This is a genomic window from Celeribacter persicus (genome assembly GCF_003050785.1).
Taxonomy (GTDB): Bacteria; Pseudomonadota; Alphaproteobacteria; order Rhodobacterales; family Rhodobacteraceae; genus Celeribacter; species Celeribacter persicus.
Genome location: NZ_QAOH01000009.1, coordinates 1 through 22,426 on the forward strand (window position 1 = coordinate 1; position 22,426 = coordinate 22,426).

21 protein-coding genes are annotated in these 22,426 nt (G+C 58.4%); 9 read left to right on the plus strand and 12 right to left on the minus strand.

Annotated features, from left to right (window positions below; all coding sequences use genetic code 11):
- The 12 genes from C8N42_RS22175 to C8N42_RS12495 all read right to left on the minus strand — a co-directional run.
- Nucleotides 1–167, minus strand: a 167-nt coding sequence (locus C8N42_RS22175) for an acetyl-coenzyme A synthetase N-terminal domain-containing protein (protein WP_211309189.1), incomplete at its 3' end; no start/stop codon positions are given.
- 441 nt (nucleotides 168–608) lie between these two features.
- A complete protein-coding gene (locus tag C8N42_RS12440) occupies nucleotides 609–2,534 on the minus strand; it encodes a methyl-accepting chemotaxis protein (RefSeq protein ID WP_107816901.1) in 1,926 nt (641 codons plus the stop codon).
- Nucleotides 2,535–2,812: 278 nt separating this feature from the next.
- Nucleotides 2,813–4,060 carry a TRAP transporter large permease gene (locus tag C8N42_RS12445; RefSeq protein WP_107816902.1) on the minus strand — a complete coding sequence of 416 codons (1,248 nt, stop codon included), beginning with the start codon at nucleotides 4,058–4,060 and terminating at the stop codon, nucleotides 2,813–2,815.
- Nucleotides 4,057–4,599, minus strand: a complete 543-nt coding sequence (locus C8N42_RS12450) for a TRAP transporter small permease (protein ID WP_107816903.1) — start codon at nucleotides 4,597–4,599, stop codon at nucleotides 4,057–4,059. The genes C8N42_RS12445 and C8N42_RS12450 overlap by 4 nt, the downstream gene beginning before the upstream one ends.
- A gap of 1 nt (nucleotide 4,600) precedes the next feature.
- Nucleotides 4,601–5,581, minus strand: a complete 981-nt coding sequence (locus tag C8N42_RS12455; RefSeq protein WP_107816904.1) for a TRAP transporter substrate-binding protein — start codon at nucleotides 5,579–5,581, stop codon at nucleotides 4,601–4,603.
- A gap of 350 nt (nucleotides 5,582–5,931) precedes the next feature.
- Complete coding sequence (locus C8N42_RS12460) at nucleotides 5,932–6,708, minus strand: MetQ/NlpA family ABC transporter substrate-binding protein (protein WP_107816905.1); 777 nt, start codon at nucleotides 6,706–6,708, stop codon at nucleotides 5,932–5,934.
- 22 nt (nucleotides 6,709–6,730) lie between these two features.
- Nucleotides 6,731–7,405 carry a methionine ABC transporter permease gene (locus C8N42_RS12465; protein ID WP_107816906.1) on the minus strand — a complete coding sequence of 225 codons (675 nt, stop codon included), beginning with the start codon at nucleotides 7,403–7,405 and terminating at the stop codon, nucleotides 6,731–6,733.
- On the minus strand, nucleotides 7,395–8,456 hold the full coding sequence (locus tag C8N42_RS12470) for a methionine ABC transporter ATP-binding protein (RefSeq protein WP_107816907.1): 1,062 nt from the start codon (nucleotides 8,454–8,456) through the stop codon (nucleotides 7,395–7,397). Before C8N42_RS12470 ends, C8N42_RS12465 begins: the two co-directional genes overlap by 11 nt.
- Nucleotides 8,457–8,868: 412 nt before the next feature.
- Nucleotides 8,869–9,300 carry a universal stress protein gene (locus tag C8N42_RS12480; protein WP_107816909.1) on the minus strand — a complete coding sequence of 144 codons (432 nt, stop codon included), beginning with the start codon at nucleotides 9,298–9,300 and terminating at the stop codon, nucleotides 8,869–8,871.
- A complete protein-coding gene (locus tag C8N42_RS12485; protein ID WP_107816910.1) occupies nucleotides 9,297–11,912 on the minus strand; it encodes a TRAP transporter permease in 2,616 nt (871 codons plus the stop codon). The genes C8N42_RS12480 and C8N42_RS12485 overlap by 4 nt, the downstream gene beginning before the upstream one ends.
- Nucleotides 11,913–11,987: 75 nt before the next feature.
- A complete protein-coding gene (locus C8N42_RS12490; protein WP_107816911.1) occupies nucleotides 11,988–12,953 on the minus strand; it encodes a TAXI family TRAP transporter solute-binding subunit in 966 nt (321 codons plus the stop codon).
- A 45-nt stretch (nucleotides 12,954–12,998) separates the two neighbouring features.
- Entirely contained in the window at nucleotides 12,999–13,880 is an 882-nt protein-coding gene (locus tag C8N42_RS12495) for a MurR/RpiR family transcriptional regulator (RefSeq protein ID WP_245890103.1), read from the minus strand.
- Nucleotides 13,881–13,997: 117 nt separating this feature from the next.
- Between C8N42_RS12495 and C8N42_RS12500 the strand changes: the two genes are divergently transcribed.
- From C8N42_RS12500 to paaE, 9 genes are all read left to right on the plus strand, one after another.
- Entirely contained in the window at nucleotides 13,998–15,320 is a 1,323-nt protein-coding gene (locus tag C8N42_RS12500) for an aspartate aminotransferase family protein (RefSeq protein WP_107816912.1), read from the plus strand.
- Complete coding sequence (locus C8N42_RS12505; RefSeq protein ID WP_107816913.1) at nucleotides 15,317–16,099, plus strand: 3-keto-5-aminohexanoate cleavage protein; 783 nt, start codon at nucleotides 15,317–15,319, stop codon at nucleotides 16,097–16,099. Before C8N42_RS12500 ends, C8N42_RS12505 begins: the two co-directional genes overlap by 4 nt.
- Before the next feature lie 209 nt (nucleotides 16,100–16,308).
- Nucleotides 16,309–17,145, plus strand: a complete 837-nt coding sequence (locus C8N42_RS12510) for a PaaX family transcriptional regulator C-terminal domain-containing protein (protein ID WP_170109296.1) — start codon at nucleotides 16,309–16,311, stop codon at nucleotides 17,143–17,145.
- 165 nt (nucleotides 17,146–17,310) lie between these two features.
- Nucleotides 17,311–18,516, plus strand: coding sequence for a 3-oxoadipyl-CoA thiolase (pcaF, locus tag C8N42_RS12515; protein WP_107816915.1), 1,206 nt, complete (start codon nucleotides 17,311–17,313; stop codon nucleotides 18,514–18,516).
- Between the two features lie 15 nt (nucleotides 18,517–18,531).
- Nucleotides 18,532–19,527 carry a 1,2-phenylacetyl-CoA epoxidase subunit PaaA gene (gene paaA / locus C8N42_RS12520; RefSeq protein WP_107816916.1) on the plus strand — a complete coding sequence of 332 codons (996 nt, stop codon included), beginning with the start codon at nucleotides 18,532–18,534 and terminating at the stop codon, nucleotides 19,525–19,527.
- A 69-nt stretch (nucleotides 19,528–19,596) separates the two neighbouring features.
- A complete protein-coding gene (paaB, locus tag C8N42_RS12525) occupies nucleotides 19,597–19,884 on the plus strand; it encodes a 1,2-phenylacetyl-CoA epoxidase subunit PaaB (RefSeq protein ID WP_107816917.1) in 288 nt (95 codons plus the stop codon).
- 56 nt (nucleotides 19,885–19,940) lie between these two features.
- On the plus strand, nucleotides 19,941–20,738 hold the full coding sequence (gene paaC, locus C8N42_RS12530; protein WP_245890120.1) for a 1,2-phenylacetyl-CoA epoxidase subunit PaaC: 798 nt from the start codon (nucleotides 19,941–19,943) through the stop codon (nucleotides 20,736–20,738).
- 9 nt (nucleotides 20,739–20,747) lie between these two features.
- Nucleotides 20,748–21,272, plus strand: coding sequence for a 1,2-phenylacetyl-CoA epoxidase subunit PaaD (gene paaD / locus C8N42_RS12535; RefSeq protein WP_107816919.1), 525 nt, complete (start codon nucleotides 20,748–20,750; stop codon nucleotides 21,270–21,272).
- Nucleotides 21,273–21,295: 23 nt separating this feature from the next.
- Entirely contained in the window at nucleotides 21,296–22,372 is a 1,077-nt protein-coding gene (gene paaE / locus C8N42_RS12540; RefSeq protein WP_107816920.1) for a 1,2-phenylacetyl-CoA epoxidase subunit PaaE, read from the plus strand.
- Nucleotides 22,373–22,426 lie beyond the last annotated feature (54 nt).

Consider the following 22,426-nt stretch of genomic DNA (forward strand, 5'->3'; position numbering starts at 1 on the left):
TGCGTGTAGGGCTCCATCCAGTCGAGCACCTTGCCCTGCTCAGCCCAGAAACTCACCGGATCTTCAACCGAGCGACGGTAAAGATCTTCGTAATCGCTCGCCGATATCAGCGCTCCAGAAGCAAACGCCTCTGAAGGTGCGGTCATCTTGTTCGAGTCGTCAGACATATGGCCTCCCAGAAATATCAAATGCGGTCCACCCGTCGGGCAGACCTCCTCCTCACTTCTCTGTTTATAGTTTTTTTGTGAAGTTGCCTTTAAGTTGCTGCATTGAATGGATTTTTTTGTAAAAATATTGACGATAAGCGTATCGTATTGTGAATTTTGTTTACAATTCAAATGTGGTTCGGCTAAAACGCATTACTTTACAGTCTGTTAGGTGAGATAGGGCTTGTCGGCAGAGTGTAAGGGGGTGCTTGCCGCAACCCGCTCGTCGGCATGTCATGCTTACGTTTCATTGTCAGAGATATTCGTGACCGCCAGAGGTCGCCAAGGAGTGCGACTCGCCTATGCGCCCTGTGTGCGGCTCTGCTGCTCGAAGGGAATGGCCTTTGAGTACAAAGACGCCGACACTCTCAAAATGCGCCGATGTTTCTTTGATACAGAAGCTCAAGAAACGAGTCTGACGGGATCGTCATTTCTGGTTTTGAGCTGTGAACTGTCTCGTTCGAGAGCGCTTGCCTGAGCTTTGAGCGATTGCAGGGCCGCTGTTGTTTCTTCGAACATGGCCGCATTAAACTGTGTAACCTGATCGAGTTGAGCGACCGCCGTGGTGATTTCCGATAAACCAACGGATTGTTCGGAGGCTGAGATTGCAATGGTTTGCATTAATCCGTCGAGATTGGACACGAGTGTCTCAATTTCGACCAGTGCATCTCCGGAGGCATTGACCAGATTAACCCCCTCGTCCACCTGATGTCCTGAAGTTTCGATGAGTTTTGCGATTTCATTGGCGGCTTCGGAACTGCGTTGGGCAAGGGCGCGGACTTCTGAAGCGACGACGGCGAAACCACGGCCCGATTCGCCCGCTCGCGCCGCCTCGACACCGGCGTTCAGTGCGAGAAGGTTGGTCTGGAAGGCGATGTCGTCGATCACAGAGGTGATTTTCGAGATTTGGGTGGAGCTCTCCGCAATGTCATTCATGGCTTTGACGGTGCGCTGCACTACATCGCGACCTGCCATGGAGCGTTGTTTCGTTTGTCCAACGGTGGTTGCCGCGTCTCTGGCGCTTTTGGCGGAACTGTCGACGGAGGCTGCGAGCTGAGTAATCGCAGCTGCGGTTTCCTCCAGTGAAGCGGCCTGGGTTTCCGTCCGGCGACTCAAATCAATTGCAGCGCTGTTCAGGTTGTCGGTCTCCAGGATGATGGTCGTCGTGCCTTCGGCAATGGCGCCCGCAAGGTGCGCGATTTTCTCGACCGCGTCGTTGAAGTCGTTGCGGAGTTTTTCGTAGCCATCGGGAAAGTGTTCCTTGATGCGCACCGTGAGATCGCCGCGAGACACGGCTCCGAGGCCCTCGGCGAGGGAGGACACAACGCGTTGCTGCTCCTGAAGGTTTTTCTCGCGTTCGTGCTCGGCAGTCTGACGCGCTTTCTCTTTTTCCTGACGTGCAATTTCCTGTTCCTGACGACGTTTGGCTTCGGCTGCCTCTTCACGCAGGCGTGCCTGATGTTCCCGCTCCGCATTTTCCGCACGTTCCCGTGCCAGTTCGGCGTCCTTGGCGGCTTGTGCCTTTTCCAGTTCTGTGCGCTCAACCAGTGCCAGCCGAAACACCTCTAGGACGCGCGCCATTTGTCCGATCTCGCTTTGGGCCTCGGTCATTGGCACGGGAGTTTCGGTGTCGCCTTCGGACATGCGCGACATGCGGTGTTTGAGGGCGTCGAGTGGGCGCGTAACGCTTCGGACGAGCAAAGTCGAAATGGCAATCAAAAGCACCAGAGTTGCGAGCAGGATGCCATTTCCGATTTTCGACATCCAGGCGAGTTGCGTATCAATGTCTGAAAGATAGGAGCCCGTACCAACGACCCAGCCCCAAGGTTCGAAAGCTTTGACATAGCCGATTTTTTCTTCTTCACCTTTGCCGTCCGGCGTGTTGAAGAAATAGGTGATGGTCCCGCCGCCCTGTGTCTTTGCAACATCGGACATCGCGATGAAGATCTTGGTGCCATGTGTGTCGGTATATCCGGATTGATCCTGTCCGATCCATTCGGGTTTGGTCGGGTATGCGATCACCCGGTTGTCGAAATCGAGGGCAAAGAGGTAACCGGTTTCGTCATAACGCAGAGACATGAGAATGTCCTGACCGGCTTTTTTGGCTTCCTCCTCGGTAAGGGCCCCGGATTGTACATCACGTTGCAGGACGTCGAGGCTGGAGACAGCGGTGTCGACCACATCGCTCAGGTGGTGTTCGCGCATGCTGAAGGCGGAATCGCGAGCGATGTCGAGGATGATCTGTGTGAGCACCGCAATCATGATCACGGCTACGGCGACGATCGCATAAATGCGTGTGGAGAGTTTGGACAGATGGGCTCTGAGCATCGTGGGCCGCTTTCTGAATCAGGATGTCATCGTTACACATCCTGAAGGTGACCCGTTAATTTTCCGTGGCTTCTATTGAGATCTATTGAGAATTGTAAAATAGCGGGTGGAAAACGGATGTGTCTTGAAACGGGATATGGGACTGCAAAGCGCGGTGAGCCCGCCCCTCACGTTTCGGGAAAACGGTGTGAAATCAGCCGATTTCGAACAGTTTTATGCGGTGCGGTTTCCGTTTTCGCATGCAGTCCTTTGAGGGGATGTTAGCAGTATGCGGGGGTTCAGAATATGAGGGGAATGAAGGCGATCAGGAGATAGACGCAAAGGAGCACGCCGAGATAGGGAAGCACGGCACGGGTGATTTTCTCGATCGGCAAGCGCGCTGTGGTCGAGGCCACGAAAAGGTTGATCGCCACCGGCGGTGTCACCATCCCGATGGCCAGACCGACCACGATGATGATGCCGAAATGCACGGTGCCAAGCCCGAGTTGCGCCGCCAGAGGCAAGAGCATCGGGGTGAGGATGATCAGTGCGGAGGCGGTTTCAAGGAACACGCCCGCCACGAGGATCACCGCCATCACCAGAAGCAGGAGTACATAGGTGTTCGAGGACAAGGACAGCGCGGCGGTGGCAATCTGGTTCGGCACCTGCCAGCTCGACAAGGTCCAGCTTAGAACCGAAGAGGCGGCGATGACGAACATGATGACCGCCGTGGTGACGCCCGAGCGAATGATGATCCGGTAGAGCTGCTTCAGGGTCATGTCGCGATAAATGAACAGGGACACGAGAATGGCGTAGTCCACCGCGATCACGGCCGCCTCGGACGGGGTGAAGACGCCGGAAAAAATCCCGCCCAAAATGATCAGCGGGGCCATCAGACCCCAGCTTGCCGACACGAAGGTGCGCCAGATGGTTGTGAGGTTGAACGCGGTCCCGCGCGGATAGGCGCGGCGATGGCCCTGAATGAGCGCGATGAAAATCAGTCCCACACCCATGGCGATGCCGGGGATAAAGCCGTTCAGAAACAGATCACGGACGGATTCCTGGGCGATCACCGCATAGATGATCATCGGCACGGAAGGCGGGATCACCACGCCGATGGTCCCCGACGCGGCAATGAGCGAGGCGGCGGAGGCTGGATCGTATCCCTTGCGTTTCAGTTCCGGCACGAGGCTTGCGCCGACGGCGGCGGTCGTGGCGGCACCCGAGCCGGAAATCGCGGCAAAGAACATGCCCGCCAGAACCGACACGATGGACAGACCGCCCTTGATGAAGCCGAACATGCTGTCTGCGAAAGCCACCAGACGCTTGGAAATCTCGCCCTGCGCCATGATATCGCCCGCCAGTACGAACATTGGTACAGCCACAAGCGCAAAGGAATTGATGCCGGAGAACATTTGCTGCGGCACCACCATCAGTGGTACGCCCGACAGGTTCAGTGCGCTCATCGTGGCCGCTCCGATCACGATTGCGACCGGAATGCCCATGAGCAGGAACAAGACGAAAAGACCGGCGAGAACGAGGCTCATTTCAAACTCTCCCGAGCCAGATCCTGTTCGACATCGCTGTCGATCTCGGCATGAGCTTCGCGCATTGGCGCTCCGGCCAGAAGTCGCAGCAGGTCGATCAGGGACAATCCGGCCATAATCACCGCAGCCAGCGGCATGACGGCATAGACATAGGTCATGCTGAGCCGCAGAGAGGGAGACTTCTGGAAACTCTGCATGGTCATGTAACGCCAGCCGATCTCGGCCAGCGTCAGCAGGAATACAATCGCAACAAGCGTTGCCAGACCGGACACGATCCGGCCGGGCATGGGCGGCAGGCTGTCACGCAAGAGCGTGACTGCGATATGCCGCCCTTGTTGATAGGCCAGCGCAGCCCCCAGAAAGGTGATCCAGATCAGAAGAAAGCGTGCAACCTCCTCAGTCCAGCTCATCGAGGTAAAAAACACTCGCGACACGATCTGAAGCGTGATCACCGCCGTCAGACCGGCCATCCCCGCAAAGATCACGGGTTTGAGGATCGCCCCCACCTTTCTGTCAATCCACGCCAGCCGCCTGAGCATCTTACTTCAGCGCGTCCTGAATGCGCGGCAGGTAATCACCGAACTTCTTGCCGTATTTCTCGTAGACCGGCTGGACGGCTGCGGAGAAGGCGGAGAGGTCCGCATCTTCGATCACCGCCATGCCGGAGGCTTTGAGTGCCTCAAGCTGCTCGCCTTCCAATTCGGCGTTGAGTGCACGTTCGTATTCTGCGGCCTCTTGTGCTGCGTCGGAAATGATGTCCTGCGCTTCCTCGGAGAGCTGGTTCCATTTCGGCATGCCCATCACAAAGATCGCGGGCGCGTAGGTGTGGCGCGTCATGGTCATGTTGGTCTGGGTTTCGTTCAGTTTGAAGGAGTAGACCACGCCCACCGGGTTTTCTTGACCGTCGATCGTGCCCTGCTGCATCGCAGTCAGCGCTTCGGTCCAGGCCATCGGGATCGCATCGGCGCCAAGTTCGCGGAACGTGTCGATATAGACCGGATTTTCCATCACGCGGATGCGCAGCCCGTCAAGATCGGCGGGCGTGCTCACTGGACGTTTGGAGTTGGTCAGGTTGCGGAACCCGCGTTCGGCATAGGCGAGACCTTTGAGGTTCACCTCTTCGAGGCGACCCAACAGTTCCTGACCGATCTCACCGTCGAGCACGCTGTAGGCGGCTTCCGGCGACGGGAACAGGAAAGGCAGTTCGAACACGGCCATGTCTTCGAGGAAGTTGGACACCGGACCATTGGTGATCACGCCCATATCCACGGTGCCGATCTGCATGCCTTCGAGCAGGGTGCGCTCGTCGCCCAGCGTGGCGTTCGGGAAGATCTCGACCGTAATCGCGCCCGCGGAGCGTTCGGACACCAGTTCCTGAAATTTCATCGCGGCGGCGTGGAAGCCGTCCTGTTCGTTGACCACATGCGCAAGACGCAGGGTCACGGGATCAATCTCCGCGACCGCCGGAAGCGCAGTGAAACTTGCCGCAGCAAATGCTGCCGCTTTCAAAAGGGTTTTCATGAGTGTCCTCCCAGACAGTTAAAGCGAAGAGCGTGCGCAGACGCTCTTTTCAAGAAACAACCCAAAGCTGCCCGACTGGCATTACATAGCTGCGAAAAACCGCCTTGGATTGCAGATTTATTGCGCATATGGCGGAAAACTTTCGAAAGATGCAAGCCAACAGCACAGACAGGATGGCATGCATCCCCCTTGTGTTTTTTCACACAGGGAAATGCATGCGATTGTGGTCGACCTGTTGGAATAGCAGAGAGCAGGGGAGATACATCTCTCGAACCCTGCAATGGCAAACGCTCCGCCCAATACTCGTGAGACGGCTTGAAGGCGGAGCGCTGTAACGCTTTGGGCTGATCTCACCAAGAGGTGATCACGGCCCCGTCGTAGCTTTCTTCGATAAAGGTTTTAACCTCATCGGAGTGATATGCTTCAACCAGCGTCTTCACCCAGGGCTGATCCTCGTCGCCTTTGCGCACAACGATGACGTTCACATAAGGGCTGTCCGCCTTTTCCATCGCGATGGAATCCTCTTTCGGGCTCAGGCCGGAAGCGATGGCATAATTGGTGTTGATGATCGCGATTTCGGCATCCGCGAGGGTCCGCGGCAATTGTGCGGCGTCGAGTTCGAGGAATTTCAGACCCTTGGGGTTGTCCTCGATATCAAGCGGACTCGGGACCAGCCCGGTGCCTTCGGCCAGCGTGACAAGCCCGAGATCCTGCAACAGCAAAAGCGCGCGTCCGCCATTGGTCGGATCGTTCGGAATGGCCACTTTGGCGCCGTCTTCGAGATCGGCGATATCCTCAATCTTGTCGGAGTAAATCCCCATCGGCGTGGTGATCGTATTGCCCACGACAACCAGTTCAAAGCCACGGTCCTTCATCTGGTTTTCGAGATAGGGGACGTGCTGGAACGAGTTGGCGTCGATGTCGCCATCGGCCAGCGCGGTGTTGGGGATCACGTAGTCGGAAAATTCCACCACGTCGATGTCGAGACCCATGGGGGCAGCCACTTTCGCGACTTCTTCCATGATTTCGGCATGTTCACCGGGGGACACACCGACTTTGATCTCTTCGGCTATGGCGACAGAGGCCATGAGGGCCAGAACGGAGGAAAGGGTTGCAACGCGCAGCATGTATAATCTCCTTATGATGCGGTTATTGACCACGCCCCTTGGGCGCGCGTTTGTCCACTCTGGCGGCAATCCATTCTCCAATGGATTGCACGAGCTGGACGAGAACAATGAGAATGACCACGACAACGGCCATGACATCGGGCATGAACCGTTGATAGCCATAGCGAATGCCGAGATCGCCGAGGCCCTCGCCCCCTACGGCCCCGACCATGGCGGAATAGCCGATGAGGCTCACCACCGCGAGGGTCAGGCCAAGGGTGATGGAGGGCAATGCCTCGGGGATCAGGACTTTGCGGATGATCTGAAACGGGGTCGCGCCCATGGCGCGAGCGGCTTCGATCAGCCCGCCGTCCACTTCACGAATGGCGTTTTCCACCAGTCGCGCGATAAAGGGTACGGCAGCAATTGTTAGCGGCACGATCGCCGCCGTGGTGCCGATCGAGGTGCCCGCGATGGCGCGGGTGAAGGGGATGATGGCCACGACGAGGATGATGAAGGGCACGGAACGGGTCGCGTTGACCAAAAGCCCCAACACCTTGTTCAGCCAGGGCGCGGAGAGCAATTCACCGCGTTGCGAAATGGCCAGGAACACGCCGAGAGGCAGGCCAAAGAGTGTGCCAAGAAGCGTGGAGACCGCCACCATGTAGAGCGTTTGTCCGGTCGCTTCGAGCAACAGGTTGATGAGATTAGCCGACATAGCCAAGCACCTCCGTCAAAAGCCCATGACGTTCCAGATAGGCCCGTGCCTCATCCCCCTTGGCGGCATTCAGCGATACCAGAAGATTGCCGAACGGCTGGGTTCCGATCTCCTCGACGGCCCCCGCGAGAATGTTGACCTCGATCCCCAGATCGCGGGTCAACAGAGCCAGCATCGGGTCGGTGGCATGTTTGCCCGCAAAGGTCACGCGGATCACTTCTTCGCTGTCTGTCTCTGGCTTTTGTTTGCGGATTTTATCCTTGATAAAGGCCGGAAGCGTCACGCCCGTCACACCGGAGAGAAAAGACCGGGTCGTCGGATGTTGCGGTGCGATGAAGACATCGTATGTCGTTCCCGCCTCGACAATCCGGCCCCCCTCGATCACTGCCACATGGCTCGCGATGTCGCGCACGACGGCCATTTCATGAGTGATCAACAGGATGGTCAGGCCAAGATCGCGGTTGATGTCTTTCAGAAGCGACAGGACCGTTTGTGTGGTTTCCGGGTCAAGTGCCGATGTGGCCTCATCCGACAGCAGGATTTTCGGCTCTGTCGCCAGCGCGCGGGCAATGCCCACACGCTGCTTCTGGCCGCCGGACAGTTCGGCGGGATAACGATCCGCCTGCGCGGAAAGGGCCACGCGCTCGACCAGATCGGTCACCCGCGTTTTTATCTCGGAGGCGGCCATGCCAGAGATTTCCAGAGGCAGCGCAATGTTTTCGGATACCGTGCGTGAGGACAACAGATTGAAATGTTGGAAAATCATCCCGACGTCTCGGCGAATGGTACGCAGTTTTGCGCCGCGTGCAGCACCGACGTCCTGATCCCCGACCAGAACTCTGCCGGATGTCGGACGTTCCAACCCGTTGACCATTCGCAACATGGTGGATTTACCCGCACCGGAGCGGCCGATAATGCCGGTGATCGTCCCTGCCTCAACGGTCAGAGACACATCGCTGATCGCATCGACAATACCTCCGCCCGGTTTGGTGAAGGATTTGCCAACGCTCTCGAACGTGATGGAGGCGGCCTGGCTGTCATGTGCTGTCATGGTTATGCTTCCAAAGCCCCAATTCTCAGGTGGTGTTCGGTGGTGTGGTAGACCTGAATGCCTGCAAAGGTTCAAGGTGCTGTTGCACAATAAAAGCGCACAGGCCCTGGTGAACGTCCCAAAGCCGGGCAGGAAACAAGACGATTGTCTTCGGGAGATATGGGAAAAATGCATCGGGGGCCGCAAACGCCGCGAGGATGCGGAAGAACATTCTTCTTTGCCGGGTATCGCGCGAGGTTCGGCCCGATCCGGTTCGGGGGCTGTGTCGAAACCGAACACAGCACTGTCGACCGATTTCGCAAGCGTCACGCTTTATACCCGGAGATAGCCCGATAAAGGCGAGGCGCTGGGGCCGTCGAAACGATCCACCCCGCCCGCCGTAAGCCGTGCTTATATTCCTCGGTGAAACGCGTTACCGGACGACGAAAACCGAACATTTGGAGTGCCGCACGACGCGGGCGGCGTTCGGACCCAAGAGATAGTCTTTGAGGTCCGGGCGATGCGCGCCAAGTACGATCAGGTCGGCTCCATCCTTGTTCGCGGTTTCGAGGATCTCATGGTAGGCCGTCCCCACGGCCACCACATGACGGACTTTCTCGTTCGCTTCCGCTCCAAGCGCCTCTTGGACCAGACTGTTCAGAGCCTCTTTCGCATGGTTCCGTGCGTCCTTTGTGTGTTTCTCGTCGAAGTAACCGCCGACCCAACTCATGCCATAATCCGGGATCACTGTGATGACATCGAGCTGGGCTCCTTCGGTGGCGGCAAGCCGTGCGGCTTGCTGTAAGACTTTCACCTCATCTTTGACGCGGTTCACGTCAACGGCGCAGAGAATGGTCTGTATCATGCGGGTTCTCCTTCGAGTTCGCGTGTAGAGGCCGCCCGGCGATTTTGCAGGACGGTCACAAGGCCCAGGAGGATGAGCGCGGGAATGAACATGAGCTCTTTGGGAAGCTGTTTCGCAGGGGCCTGAACTGCCGAGATTTGCACCGGCTCGTCGCCGTAGAAATCAAAGCTCGACAATTGCTCCGACAAAGGCGTGCCAAACATCGGTTCTTCCATGATTATCTGTTCGCCTGCCGGCATGAGCATGAGACCCAGTTCGTCAAGACGCGCCGCGCCACCTTCGGCCTCCGGCACGGTGAGGGCAAGATGCACTTCTTTCTCCTCAAGCGTGTCGAAATCGGGGCCTGTCACGACGATCCGCATCTGAGACTCCGCAGGGGCCTCGTTCAGGGCTTGTTCAATCGCGGTCGGGGCAATGTCATGATAGGGGGGCTGGATCATGTTCATGAAAAATCCCGGACGGAACAGGATGAACGCCACGAGCAAAAGCGCAACCGTTTCCCAGATGCGCGATTTGGTGATATAGAAACCCATCGTTGCCGCCGTGAACACCAGAATGCCGATGGTCGCGATGATAAAGACGATGATGCCCTGAAGCCATGTCACGTCGATCAGCAGAAGATCGGTGTTGAAGATGAACACGAAGGGCAGGGCCACGGTCCGCAAGCTATAGAAGAAGGCGGTGAAGCCCGTGCGGATCGCATCGCCGCCGGAGACCGCCGCCGCCGCGAAACTCGCAAGCCCCACAGGCGGTGTCACATCGGCCATGATCCCGAAGTAGAAGACGAAAAGGTGCACGGCGATCAGCGGCACGATGAGGCCGGATTGCGCACCAAGTTCCACAACCACGGACACCATGAGCGAGGACACCACGATATAGTTCGCCGTGGTCGGCAGACCCATGCCGAGGATGAGCGAGAGGATCGCCACGAACAGCAACATGAGGATGAGATTGCCGCCGGAGAGAAACTCGACGAAATCCGCCATGACCTGACCGATGCCGGTGAGCGACACGGTGCCCACGATGATCCCGGCGGTGGCGGTGGCCAGACCGATGCCGATCATGTTGCGGGCGCCGTCGATCATGCCTTCGATGAGATCCATCAAGCCGTCCTTGAGGCGGGCCATGGCGTCGCCCTCACCCCGGAAGAAGGCTTTGAGCGGTTTTTGGGTCAGCAGAATGAAGAACAGAAGGAAAGTCGCCCAAAAGGCCGACAGGCCCGGCGATTTGCGTTCGATCATAAGGAAATAGACCAGCACGATGATCGGCATCAGGTAGTAAAGCCCGGCTTTCCAGAGCTTCGCCACGTCGGGAAGTTCTACGACCTCGGCATTCGGGTCGTCGGCTTCCAGTTCGTCGGCATCGGCGGCGAGCTTGATCAGCGCGATATAGATCAGAGCGAGCAGTACGGCGAGAATCCAACCGGAACCTTCAGGCACCATGGAGGTGATCAGACGCACGGGGAACTGGGTTGCGTAACACAACGCTCCGAACCCCGCGAAGAAAAGAAACATGCCCATGATCGTGCGCCAGAGCGACACGACCTTGTTGCCGATGGTCGGCATGTTGTTCTTCACCGCTTCGAGGTGAACGATATAGACTAGAGCAATATATGAAATGATCGCGGGCACGAAGGCATGCTTGATCACTTCGAAATAGGAAATCCCGACATATTCCACCATGAGGAAGGCGGCGGCCCCCATCACGGGCGGCATGATCTGGCCGTTCACGGAAGAGGCCACCTCGACGGAACCGGCCTTCTCTGCGGAAAAGCCTACGCGTTTCATCAGCGGGATGGTGAATGTGCCTGTCGTGACCACGTTGGCGATGGAGGATCCGGAGATAAGACCCGTCGCGGCGGAGCCGACCACGGCGGCTTTTGCGGGGCCTCCGCGCAGATGCCCGAGCGCGCCAAAGGCCATCTTGATGAAATAGTTGCCGGCGCCGGCCTTGTCGAGCAGGGCGCCGAACAGGACGAAGAGGAACACGAATTGCGTCGAGACGTTGAGCGCGATGCCGAACACGCCTTCTGTGGTGATCCACATATGCGACATGGCTTTGCGCAGGGACGCCCCTGCCCAACGGATCGAATCCGGTACGACTTCGGACGCGCCAAAGAATACGTAGCCAAGGAACACGATGGCCAGAATGACCATCACGGGGCCGAGTGTGCGGTACGCTGCGATGAACAGAAAGGCGAGACCCGCAAGCGCGAAATAGGCATCGCTCGCATCCGCAAGCCCGCCATTCCCGACGATCTTGTTGTAGAAGAAATAGCCATACATGGCGAGGAACGCTCCGCCGAGGCCAAGTATCCAGTCATACCACGGGACGGATGTTTTCGACGCCGATTTGAACAGCGGATAGGACATGGCCGACAGGAAAATCGCAAAGGCGAGGTGGATTTGCCGCGCGTTGTTGATCATGTCGCCGGGCAGAACCTTGAGCCCGATGGGAGAGGCAAGGAGCACCTGGAAAACCGACCACAACAGCGCCACTGTCGCAATCGCCTTTCCCAATGTTCCCGGTACATTGCGCGCGCCGCTGTCGGACGCTGCCACCAGTTCCTGCAGCTCGGCTTCGTTCAAAGCCCGTTTTTCCGTGTCTGACATTGGTCCCCATTGTCCCTTGTTTTTTTATGAGAAAAGGGCGGCACTCTACGCGCCGCCCAAAAGGTCAGAGGTGGATTATTCCATCCAGCCTTTTTCTTTGTAGTACTTCACGGCACCGGGATGAAGCGGCGCGGAGAGACCGTCCTTGATCATCTCTTCCGGTTTCAGGTTGGCGAAGGCCGGATGCAGGCCTTTGAAGTCTTCGAAGTTTTCAAAGACAGCCGAGACAACGGCATAGACGGCATCTTCGGACACATCGGCGGAGGTCACGATGGTCGCGCCGACACCGAAGGTCTGCACGTCTTCGTCATTGCCGCGGTACATGCCGCCCGGAATGGTCGCGGTGCGGTAGTAGGGGTTGTCGGCTACCAGTTCGTCGATGGCCGGACCGGCCACCTCAACGAGCACGGAGTCACAGGCGGTGGTGGCCTCCTGGATGGAACCCGACGGGTGACCCACGGTGTAGACCATGGCGTCGATCTGGTTGTCGCAAAGCGCTGCGGATTGTTCGGCCGGTTTCAGCTCGGTCGCCAGAGCGAAATCGTCGGTGGTCCAGCCGAGCTTTTCCATCACGACTTCCATCGTGGCGCGTTGACCGGAGCCGGGGTTGCCGATGTTCATGCGCTTGCCTTTGAGGTCTTCAAAGGTTTTCACGCCGGAATCCGCGCGGGCGACGACGGTGAAGGGTTCCGGGTGGACGGAGAACACGGAACGCAGGCCTGCGAACGGCGCGCCTTCGAACTGCACGACGCCGTTATAGGCGTTGTATTGGATGTCGGACTGGGCAACGCCGAATTCCAGCTCGCCTTCCTTGATCGTGTTGACGTTGTAAACAGACCCGCCGGTGGATTCGACCGAGCAACGCACGCCGGTTTCCTTGCGGTTCTTGTTGACCAGACGACAGATCGCGCCGCCGGTCGGATAATACACGCCGGTCACACCGCCGGTGCCGATGGTGATGAACTCTTCAGCCATCGCAGAGCCCGCGATCATGGCGGAGGCGGCAGCAGCGGCGAGGCCGAGTTTCATGTGTTTGGTCATAGGTGACTCCCCTTAGTGGTTTTTGGTCATCCTGAGGCATGCGCCTCACAGATCGACCACTTCTCCAAGCGCTCTGTTGTGGCGCTCGATCTCTGATATGCGTTCGACAACGTCCGGTCCGGCATGTTGCGCAAGCATGGCCATCAGTATTTCAAGAAAAAATACCGTGGTGGTGTAAGTGTTAAAAAAGTTCGGAGTTTCCCCTGGAATGATGACGGAAGTGTTGGCGTGACGCAATGCGGGGGAAGCATAGCCATCCGTGATCACCGTGACATGTACCCCCTGACGCCGGGCGATTTCGGCGGCGTTGACCGATACCCGAGCAGAGGGCGACATGGTGATGACCAACATGGCGTCCCGTTCGTCCATCTCGCTCAGGGCGGAACCGTAGGACGCCCCCATGCGCCCGGCAAGCCGCCATTTTTCGCCAAGAAAATTCGCCATGTACCCGGCGTATTCCGCTATCCCCGTAGAACCCAATGCACCCACAATCAGCACACGGCGCGCCTTGTGCAACACTTCGACCAGATCGGCAAGACGCACGGGATCGAGTCCCCGCACAAGCTCATCGAGATTGTGCTGGGCGGTTTCCAGAGAGCGCATGAGAAGCCGTTCCGACGGGCCTTGCTGATTTTCCCTGAGGTCCTTGGCGCGTGTGGCGAAGGTCGAAACCTTGAGGGAAAGCTGAGTGCGCACGGCTTCGCGCAGGGTTTCAAATGTTTCAAACCCCAGAGCGCGGGCAAGACGGCTAAAGGTCGCCGGGGCGATTCGCGCCTCCTGTGCGAGGGCCCGAAGCGAACGCGTCGCCACATCGAGCGGATTTTCGACAAGATAATCCCCGGCCTCGCGCAGGCGCGGGCTCAGATCGGCGTAATGTTCCGCCAGCCTTTGCTGATAACTTGCCGACAATCGGAATATCCCGTGCATTTGATGTGGTTCCCGGACTGTTTCAATTGTTTCAATTATTGTCAACTCCCGAACCATGTGTTTCACCATTCCGAATGAGCCTGTTTCAAGCGGCCTCTTCTCACCCGGAGTACAGATATGACGCATGTTTTCTACCGCAATTCCCGAACCACGCCGCCGAAGGCCATCCGTGGTGAGGGGGCTTATATTTATGACAGCACCGGCAAGCGTTATCTGGACGGGTCCGGCGGCGCGGCGGTCTCCTGTCTCGGGCATTCCGATCCCGATGTCATTGCGGCGGTGCAGGCGCAGGTCGAAACGCTTGAGTTCGCTCATACCGGCTTTTTCACCTCAGAGCCTGCCGAAGCTCTGGCGGAGCGCCTGATTGCCCATGCCCCCGAAGGGCTTGATAAGGTCTATTTCGTTTCTGGTGGCTCGGAGGCGGTGGAAACCGCGCTCAAAATGGCGCGGCAGTATTTCGTGGAGACCGGAGAGCCACAACGCACGTGTTTCATTTCAAGGCGCCAAAGCTATCACGGCAACACCTTGGGCGCGCTCGCGGCTGGTGGCAATGTCTGGCGCAAGGCGCAATTCGCGCCGCTTCTCGCGGAGACTTCCCATATTGCGCCTTGTTACGCTTATCGTGGCCAGGAGGAGGGAGAGAGTCAGGAGAGCTATGGTCACCGTGTTGCCAATGAGTTAGAGGCGGAGCTATTGCGTGTGGGGCCGGAGACCGTGATTGCCTTTATCGCGGAGCCTGTCGTGGGGGCGACGCTGGGGGCTGTGCCTGCCGTGCCCGGCTATTTCAAGCGCATCCGGGAGATTTGCGATCGCTATGGTGTACTTCTGATCCTCGATGAGGTGATGTGCGGCATGGGGCGCACGGGTACGCTCTTTGCCTGTGAACAGGACGGCGTGGCCCCCGACATCATCACCATCGCCAAGGGGCTTGGTGCGGGCTATCAGCCGATCGGCGCTACCCTGTGTTCCGCGCACATTCACGAGGCTTTTGCGCAAGGCTCCGGCTTTTTCCAGCATGGCCACACTTATATCGGCCACCCGGTCGCCTGTGCGGCAGGTGATGCCGTCGTGGCGAAACTCACCGATGGGGGGCACGTCGAGCGGGCGGCCCGGATGGGTGAAAAGCTCGATCATGCATTGCGCGCAGCTTTTGAGGATCATCCTCATATTGGCGATATTCGTGGGCGTGGCATGTTCCGCGGGTTGGAAATCGTCGCGGATCGCGCCAGCAAAACGCCCTTCGATCCGGCTCTCGGGATCAACAAAAAGGTGAAGGCCGCGGCATTCGAAGCCGGGCTGATCTGTTATCCTATGGGGGGGACGGTGGACGGGCAACGTGGGGATCATGTGCTCCTTGCTCCGCCTTTCATCCTGTCCGAGGATCAGATTGGAGAGTTGGTCGAGAAACTGGGCACGGCATTCGCCACGGTGCTTTCATGACGGCGCTTCCCCGCATCATGGCGGCCCCGAACGGGGCCACGAAAACCAAGACCGATCATCCGGCTTTGCCGATGACGCTTGAGGAGGTGACGCAGTGCGCGCGTGCCTGTCAGGTGGCAGGGGCGGATGGGTTGCATTTTCATCTTCGCACGCCTGAGGGGATACATCTGCTCGACAGCGGTGCTTATAGAGAGGCTTTGGCACATCTTTCCTCTGAAGTACCCGGTCTGGCGCTTCAGATCACCACCGAGGCCGCCGGAATCTATCTCCCGCCGCACCAACGCCACGTAGCCCTGCATTCTGGCGCATCTCTTGTTTCGGTATCCGTCCGCGAAATGCTCCGTGATGGCGAGGAGGTTACAGCGCGTTTTTATCGTGACTGTGTTGAGGCGGGCATTCAGGTGCAGCATATCTGTTATGGGCGCGACGATGCCGAAGCCTTGGCACGCGTTCTGCCTGTCGAAATGTTCCAGAACCCGGCCCTGCAACTTCTGTTTGTTCTGGGGCGCTACACGGCGGGTCAAACCTCTTCGCCAGAGATGCTTGCCCCTTTCACCGATTGGATGCAGGCGATGCAGATCGCGCCCGACTGGGCGGTTTGCGCCTTTGGTCAGGGGGAGACCAAAGCCCTGACCGCTGCTGCGGCGCTGGGCGGCAAGATGCGCGTGGGTTTCGAAAATTCCCTTACCCATGCCGATGGTCAACTGGCAAAGGACAATGCCGAGCGTGTTGAGGCGCTGATCAGAGCTTTGAAGCATGCAGAAAAGGCGTTGGCGTGACCCTAGTGGTTCAGGAGCAGCGGCCTGAGAGGTCAGAATTGGACCGACAACGTTCGGGGAAGGTCAGACAAGTGCTCTCTGCTTCCGTCATCTTTTGCAGATGAGGTCTGAGGCTGGATTTTTGGGGGGACAGATATTAGAGACATGTAGCACTGCTGATGCCAGGCCATCAGGTCTGTGTCTTTGCCGTGCGCGACGAGAGGATGGTGATGTCAACATTATTGCATTTCCCAACCCCGCCACGCGCAACCGGCTTTATCGTGACGATCTATGGCGATGCCGTTGAGCCGCGCGGGGGCGTTCTCTGGATGGGAACGCTTGTCGAAGCCTGTGCCGAGCAGGGGATCAGCGAAAGTCTGGTGCGCACGGCTGTCTCCCGTCTCGTGACTGCCGGCAAGCTTGTGGGGGAGCGGATTGGTCGCAAAAGCTATTACCGTTTGACCGAAGCGGCGAGAAGCGAATTTCAGGAGGCGGCGCGCGTTCTGTATCTTCCGCCGGTTGAACCGACCGGCTGGCGGGTCTGTCTCAAGGCCCCGGCGCATTTGCCTGCGGGCTGGGTCGCGTTCGGGGAGGGCGTGGCGGTCGCGCCGGATCGTCAGGACGTCGCGCCCGTTTCGGGGCCTGTGTTGTCCGGTTTCGTTTTGTCCGGGGCAGAAGAACTTGCCGGGGTTATGGCGCAGCATTGGGATTTTGCGCCGATCATGGCGCGATACGATATTTTCCTCGAAATGTTTTCTGGTCTTAGCGACAAGCTCGCACAAAAGGCCCCCTTGAGCGGGGCGGCTGCCTTGGCTCTTCGCTTGCGGCTGGTGCATCACTATCGCCTTGCTGCACTGGCCGATCCTCGCCTGCCGAAAAGCGCCTGGCCTGCGAATTGGCCCGCACCGGAGGCGCGCAGGATTTTTGTGGAAAGTTACCTTGCCCTCGCAGAGGCGGCCGATCGGCACATCGGTCGGTCGTTCCACGATTCGGAGGGAACCTTGCCGGACGAAACTCCGGCAACCCGTCAGAGACTTTCCAGTCTGACAGCGGAAGCGGGACGATAACTCACGAAAAAACGAATAAATACAGAGACCTTTGAGTGCCGCTCCAAAACATCACACAAAAAAATAAAATACGCATTGCGGTGTGATGTTTTGGTGCTATAGTTCGACCAATCGGTCAGCGAATTAAAGAAGACCGGCCCCACGCATGAATTCTGGGAGGAGAGAATGGCGGAGGCTTTTATCTGCGATGCGGTGCGCACACCGATTGGGCGTTATGGCGGTGCCCTGTCCCAAGTGCGCGCAGATGACCTCGCGGCGGTACCGCTCGAAGCATTGAAGGCGCGCAACGTCAGCGTCGACTGGGATGCTGTCGATGATGTTATTCTTGGCTGCGCCAATCAGGCAGGTGAGGACAATCGCAACGTTGCGCGGATGGCTGTGCTGCTCGCGGGATTGCCGGAAACCGTGCCGGGCACGACGGTGAACCGCTTGTGTGGCTCGGGGATGGATGCCATTGGGCTTGCCGCGCGGACGATCCGGGCGGGTGATGCCGACCTGATGATTGCCGGGGGCGTCGAAAGCATGTCGCGCGCTCCGTTCGTGATGGCAAAGGCGACGTCCGCTTTTTCGCGAAACGCCGAGATATACGATACAACCATCGGGTGGCGCTTTAAAAACCCGAAGCTCGACCGGGAATTCGGGACGCATTCGATGCCGGAAACGGCGGATAACGTGGCTGAGGATTACAATATTTCGCGCGAGGATCAGGACAGGTTCGCCGTCGAGAGCCAGCGTCGCTGGGAAGTTGCCCAGAAGGCAGGAATCTTCGCGGAGGAGATCGTCCCCGTGACCATCCCGCAGCGCAAGGGCGACCCGATCATTGTGGATACGGATGAGCATCCGCGTCCGGGGACCACGGCGGACAAGCTTGCCAAGCTACGCGGTGTGAACGGGCCCGAACTGACGGTGACGGCAGGCAATGCTTCCGGCGTCAATGACGGTGCGGCAGGGGTGATTGTTGCCTCTGAGGCCATGGCCAAAGCTCAGGGTCTGACGCCGAAGGCGAGGATCGTCGCAATGGCAGCCGCAGGCGTTGCGCCGCGGATCATGGGTGTCGGACCGGTACCAGCCACGCGCAAAGTGCTGGCGCGGGCAGGATTGGAGCTGGCCGATATGGATGTGATCGAACTCAATGAGGCCTTTGCGGCGCAATCGCTTGCGGTTCTGCGCGATCTCGGGCTGCCGGATGACGCGGCCCATGTGAATGCCAATGGGGGCGCGATTGCGATGGGGCATCCGCTTGGCATGTCGGGCGCGCGACTGGTGTTGCACGCCTCCAATCAATTGCAGCGCACGGGCGGGCGTTATGCGCTTTGTACCATGTGCGTGGGTGTCGGTCAGGGGATCGCACTTATTCTGGAACGGGTCTGAACAAGGAGGTCGGCCATGTATGCACAGTTGATCAAATCCGAAGGGATGAAATCCCGTGAAGAGATGTCTCAGGAAGAGATCGCGTTTCAGGAACGCGTGGATCGCGGCGAAAAAATCGAACCGAAGGAGTGGATGCCCGAAGGCTATCGCAAGACACTGATCCGGCAGATCGGTCAGCACGCGCATTCCGAGATTGTCGGGCAATTGCCGGAAGGCAACTGGATCACCCGTGCCCCGACGCTGGAGCGCAAGGCGATCCTTCTCGCCAAGGTTCAGGACGAGGCGGGGCATGGGCTCTATCTTTATTCCGCCGCTGAAACGTTGGGTGTGTCGCGTGACGAGTTGTTGGAAAAACTGCACTCGGGCGAGATGAAATACAGCTCCATTTTCAACTATCCGACACTGAACTGGGCCGATATGGGCGCGGTTGGCTGGCTTGTGGATGGCGCTGCGATCATGAACCAGGTGCCGTTGCAGCGCACGTCTTACGGTCCCTACAGCCGGGCGATGATCCGCATCTGCAAGGAAGAGAGCTTCCATCAGCGTCAGGGTTACGCGGTCATGATGAAAATGGCATTCGGTACGCCGGAACAAAAGGAAATGGCGCAGGACGCGCTCAACCGGTTCTGGTTTCCGGCGCTCATGATGTTCGGCCCGTCGGACAAGGATTCCGTTCACTCGGCACAATCCATGGCTTGGAAGATCAAGATCAACACCAATGACGAGCTGCGTCAGAAATTCGTCAACGAAACCGTGCCGCAGGCCGAATATCTGGGTCTGACAATTCCCGATGAGAATCTCGTCTGGAACGAAGAAAAACAGGGCTACGACTTTTCCGAACCGGACTGGTCCGAGTTTTTCGAGGTGATCAAGGGCAACGGTCCGTGCAACCGCGAGCGTCTGGGAGCGCGGGTCAAGGCCTGGACAGACGGGGCGTGGTTCCGCGACGGGCTCAGTGCCTATGCCGAAAAAGCTGCCGCGCGTCGGGCTGCGATTGTCGCCGCGGAATGAAACGGCCCCGTGTCATCCGGGCAATCTGAATATCGAAAGTGATACCGCAAGGTTAGGGAGGACCAAGCCATGTCGAAGAAAGAATGGCCGCTCTGGGAAATTTTCATCCGAGGTCAGCACGGGCTGAACCATCGACACGTAGGCAGTCTGCACGCGCCGGACGCGGAAATGGCGATCAACCATGCCCGTGATGTCTATACACGCCGTAAGGAAGGCGTGTCGATCTGGGTCGTGCCTTCGGTACAGATCACGGCATCCAGCCCATCTGAGAAGGGACCGCTGTTCGATCCCGCCGAGAGCAAAACCTATCGGCATCCGACCTTTTTCGACATTCCCGAAGAAGTGGGGAAGATGTGATGTCCGCGGTTGTCGATCTGAGTTCCGCCGAACGCGAGGTGCGTGACAAGGCCGCCATGGCAAGTCCGGTTTCGGATCGGTTCGTGACGGATGCCGCGTTGAAACCCGCGTTCTTTGACTGGCTGTGTCGCATGGGGGACAATGCCCTTGTTCTGGGGCACCGCACATCTGAATGGTGCGGTCACGGGCCGGTCCTCGAAGAGGATATCGCGCTGGCCAACACCGCGCTCGATCTGATCGGTCATACGCAGTTGTGGCTGGGGCTTGCCGGTGAGGTTGAAGGCCGTGGCCGTGATGCCGATCAGCTCGCCTATCTGCGCGATGCGGCACAGTTTCGGAATCTGCTTTTGGTCGAACTGCCGAATGGCGACATGGGCGTGACGCTGATGCGCGAATTCTTGTTCGATGCCTGGCATCATGCCTGTCTGAGCTGGCTCATCGCGCATTCGCAAAGCCCGCGTGTGGCGGAAATCGCAGCCAAGGCGATCAAGGAGGTGACCTATCATCTAGAACGCGCCTCCGATCTTGTGGTGCGTCTGGGCGATGGTTCCGGGGAAAGCCATGCCCGCATGCAGGCAGCGGTCGATCTGCTCTGGCCCTATACGGGGGAGATGTTCAAAAGCGATGCGATCGAGGCCGAACTGGTCAAGGCCGGGATTGTGCCCGCGTCCGAGACGCTGCGCGAGACTTGGGAACGTACCGTCAGCGAGATTTTCGAAGAAGCGACGTTGGACATGCCGGAAGATGGCTACAGCCATTTGGGTGGCAAACAGGGGCGTCACACGGAACATCTCGGGTTCATTCTGGCTGAAATGCAGTTCTTGCAACGCGCCTATCCGGGTGCGAGCTGGTAGGAGCGCGCAATGACGACCGCTTCGCTGCCGGAAATTGCGGAAATCTGGGACTGGCTCTCCGAGGTGCCGGACCCGGAAATCCCTGTGGTCTCCGTGACAGAACTCGGCATTATCCGGGATGCGCGCTACGAGGGCGGCACCTTGGTTGTTGCCGTGACACCGACCTATTCGGGGTGTCCGGCAACGTCCGTGATCGACATGATGATTGAGGCCAAACTGCGTGAAAAGGGGGTGGAAGACCTGCGTCTCGAACGCCGCCTTTCACCGCCCTGGACGACCGATTGGGTCAGCGAGGCGGCACGGGAAAAACTGTCGGCTTTCGGCATTGCGCCGCCGATCGACGGGACCGCATCCGACGGGGGCATGGCGGCCAAGGCCGCGCGCCTGTCGGGTAAGAGCAATCTGTCTGTGGCCTGTCCGCGTTGCGGTTCGGCCAATACGGAGCGGATCAGCCAGTTTGGCTCAACACCCTGCAAGGCCTCCTGGCGTTGCAAGGACTGTCTGGAACCGTTCGACTATTTCAAATGCATCTGAGGCCCGGGAGGAGGGGCATCGACATGGCACGTTTTCACCCGCTGGAAGTCACCGACATCCGCCACGACACCCGCGACGCGGTTGTGGTTACGCTCAAGCCGCGTCCCGAGGACATGCCGTCCTTCGAGTTTACCCAAGGGCAATACCTGACCTTTCGGCGTGATTTCGAGGGCGAAGAACTGCGTCGCTCCTATTCGATTTGTGCCGGTAAGGACGAGGGTATCCTGCGGGTCGGCATCAAACGGGTCGAAGGAGGGGCTTTTTCGAGCTGGGCCAATGAAGATCTGAAAATCGGCGACACGCTGGATGCGATGGTGCCGATGGGCAGGTTTTTTACCCCCATCGAGCCGGATGCGGCGAAAACCTATCTCGGGTTTGCGGGCGGCTCCGGTATCACGCCGGTTCTGTCGATCATCAAGACGGTGCTCGCGCGTGAACCCCAAAGCACGTTTACGTTGGTCTATGCCAACCGCCAGACCGGCTCGATCATGTTCAGGGAAGAACTGGAAGATCTGAAGAACACCTATCTCGGGCGTTTCTCGGTGTTGCATATTCTCGAAACGGAAACTCAGGATATTGATCTTTTCACTGGTCGGATCGACGCGCAGAAGATGGAGCAATTGTTCCGTCTGTGGATCGACGCGGAGACGGTGGACGCGGCTTTCATCTGTGGTCCCGAGCCGATGATGTTGACCATTGCCGATAGCCTGCGTCAACACGGGTTGAGCTACGATCAGATCAGGTTCGAACTCTTTGCCTCTTCGCAACCGGGACGGGCGAAGCAGCGCGCGGTTTCCAGAGAAAGCGCCGAGGCGGCGGGCACCTGCGAGGTTTCCGTCACGCTCGATGGTACCACGCGGAGCTTTGCGATGCCAAAGGATGGTACGCCGATCCTCGATGCCGCGCTCCAGAATGCCATGGATGCGCCCTATTCCTGTAAGGCGGGCGTATGTTCGACCTGCAAGGCGAAGGTGCTCGAAGGCGAGGTTGAGATGGAGGTGAACCACGCACTTGAGGATTACGAGGTGCGCGCAGGCTACGTCTTGTCGTGCCAGTGTATCCCGATCTCCGACAAGGTGGTTTTGAGCTACGACGAATGACCGCACGCGGGGGCCTCGGCCCCCGCCTTCACGCGAAACAGACGAAAGAAAAGG

Bases quoted from the DNA above. Each gene is read 5' to 3' on its own strand.
- C8N42_RS12470 (WP_107816907.1), bottom strand. From the start codon at position 8,456: ATGACAGCACATGACAGCCAGGCCGCCTCCATCACGTTCGAGAGCGTT.
- C8N42_RS12480 (WP_107816909.1), bottom strand. From the start codon at position 9,300: ATGATACAGACCATTCTCTGCGCCGTTGACGTGAACCGCGTCAAAGAT.
- C8N42_RS12510 (WP_170109296.1), top strand. From the start codon at position 16,309: ATGTCAACATTATTGCATTTCCCAACCCCGCCACGCGCAACCGGCTTT.
- C8N42_RS12455 (WP_107816904.1), bottom strand. From the start codon at position 5,581: ATGAAAACCCTTTTGAAAGCGGCAGCATTTGCTGCGGCAAGTTTCACT.
- C8N42_RS12500 (WP_107816912.1), top strand. From the start codon at position 13,998: ATGACGCATGTTTTCTACCGCAATTCCCGAACCACGCCGCCGAAGGCC.
- pcaF (WP_107816915.1), top strand. From the start codon at position 17,311: ATGGCGGAGGCTTTTATCTGCGATGCGGTGCGCACACCGATTGGGCGT.
- C8N42_RS12485 (WP_107816910.1), bottom strand. From the start codon at position 11,912: ATGTCAGACACGGAAAAACGGGCTTTGAACGAAGCCGAGCTGCAGGAA.
- paaC (WP_245890120.1), top strand. From the start codon at position 19,941: ATGGCAAGTCCGGTTTCGGATCGGTTCGTGACGGATGCCGCGTTGAAA.
- paaA (WP_107816916.1), top strand. From the start codon at position 18,532: ATGTATGCACAGTTGATCAAATCCGAAGGGATGAAATCCCGTGAAGAG.
- C8N42_RS12490 (WP_107816911.1), bottom strand. From the start codon at position 12,953: ATGACCAAACACATGAAACTCGGCCTCGCCGCTGCTGCCGCCTCCGCC.
- C8N42_RS12465 (WP_107816906.1), bottom strand. From the start codon at position 7,405: ATGTCGGCTAATCTCATCAACCTGTTGCTCGAAGCGACCGGACAAACG.
- C8N42_RS12505 (WP_107816913.1), top strand. From the start codon at position 15,317: ATGACGGCGCTTCCCCGCATCATGGCGGCCCCGAACGGGGCCACGAAA.
- paaE (WP_107816920.1), top strand. From the start codon at position 21,296: ATGGCACGTTTTCACCCGCTGGAAGTCACCGACATCCGCCACGACACC.
- C8N42_RS12450 (WP_107816903.1), bottom strand. From the start codon at position 4,599: ATGCTCAGGCGGCTGGCGTGGATTGACAGAAAGGTGGGGGCGATCCTC.
- C8N42_RS12460 (WP_107816905.1), bottom strand. From the start codon at position 6,708: ATGCTGCGCGTTGCAACCCTTTCCTCCGTTCTGGCCCTCATGGCCTCT.
- paaB (WP_107816917.1), top strand. From the start codon at position 19,597: ATGTCGAAGAAAGAATGGCCGCTCTGGGAAATTTTCATCCGAGGTCAG.
- paaD (WP_107816919.1), top strand. From the start codon at position 20,748: ATGACGACCGCTTCGCTGCCGGAAATTGCGGAAATCTGGGACTGGCTC.
- C8N42_RS12445 (WP_107816902.1), bottom strand. From the start codon at position 4,060: ATGAGCCTCGTTCTCGCCGGTCTTTTCGTCTTGTTCCTGCTCATGGGC.
- C8N42_RS12440 (WP_107816901.1), bottom strand. From the start codon at position 2,534: ATGCTCAGAGCCCATCTGTCCAAACTCTCCACACGCATTTATGCGATC.
- C8N42_RS12495 (WP_245890103.1), bottom strand. From the start codon at position 13,880: ATGCACGGGATATTCCGATTGTCGGCAAGTTATCAGCAAAGGCTGGCG.